The sequence below is a fragment of the Specibacter cremeus genome (genome assembly GCF_003946885.1).
GTDB classification, from domain to species: domain Bacteria; phylum Actinomycetota; class Actinomycetes; order Actinomycetales; family Micrococcaceae; genus Specibacter; species Specibacter cremeus.
The window spans coordinates 1-1,185 of the sequence record NZ_RWKQ01000097.1; the positions used below are offsets into that span (position 1 = coordinate 1).

Consider the following 1,185-nt stretch of genomic DNA (forward strand, 5'->3'; position numbering starts at 1 on the left):
CACAGCCCTACTCGCCGACCTTTCCGGGGCCCTGGGTTATGCGCCGGTCAGTGCCGAGGCCCAGTTGCGGTTGATGGGCCATTTGTCGAGATGGCTCGGGGCCCGGGGACTTGCCCCGACCGACCTGGTTGCCGAGGTGTTGGGCCGGTTTGTGGCGGAGCGGCGGGAATCGTACTCACATTTGCGCTCCGCCCGTGCGCTGGTTCCGCTGTTGGGGTATTTGCGCGGCAGGGGTGCGGTCCCGCTGGATCCGGTGGCCTCCCCTGCAGGCATGGTGGAGGTGCTGGAAGGAAGATTTGCGGGGTACTTGTTGACGGAACGGGGCCTGGCGCCGGCAACGATACGCAGTTATCGCGATCAGGTGCGGCCTTTCCTGGCCGCGCAGGCGGACAGGGGCGAACCGTGGCCGTCGTTGACGGCCGGCCGGGTCGATGCGTTCATTACGGAGAGGGCGCTCGGGCAGCGGCCCAGGTCGGTGGCGGTGGGGCTGAATGCGCTGCGGGCGTTCCTGCGCTGGATGTGGCTGGAGGGAATGATCTGCGCCCCGCTGGCCGAAACGATCGGATCAACCGCAGCACCGACAGGCACCGCACTGCCCCGGGCGTTGAGCCCCGGGCAGGTCCGTGACTTGTTGGCGGCATTGCCGGACGATGGGCCGGCCCGGCTGCGGAATGAGGCGATGCTGGCCTTGATGTGGCGGCTGGGGCTGCGCGCCGGCGAAGTGGCCGCACTGCGGCTGGAAGACATTGATTGGACGGCCGGAACCATGGTCGTTCGTGGCAAGGGCGACCGGCGAGACCAGGTGCCCTTGCCCGTCGACGTCGGGGAGCTGGTGGTGGCCTACCTGCAACAGGGGCGGCCTCCGGGCACGGAAGCACGCCACGTGTTTTTGGGCCTGGACGCACCCCACCGGCCGCTGACCTCTCCTGCGGTCTCCAGTGTCACGTCCCGGGCACTGGCCCGGGCCGGTGTGACGGGTCCGGGTGCCGCCCACCGCCTGCGGCACACGGCGGCCTGCCAGGTGCTCGCCGACGGGGGCGGGCTGCTCGAGGCAGGCCAGCTCCTGCGGCACGCCACTGTCGCCGCCACCGCGATCTACGCCAAGGACCCGCGTTGTTTTAACTTAGGATTTTGGTTGATGTCCTGCCCGGCCCGTGCTATGGCGTGGGTCGGACGGCCGGGCCG

The 1,185-nt window shown here is 69.5% G+C and carries 1 protein-coding gene; it reads left to right on the plus strand.

Annotated features, from left to right (window positions below; all coding sequences use genetic code 11):
* Positions 1 to 1,185: tyrosine-type recombinase/integrase (locus tag EJC77_RS20225; RefSeq protein WP_125617109.1), on the plus strand; the 1,185-nt coding region annotated here is incomplete at both ends.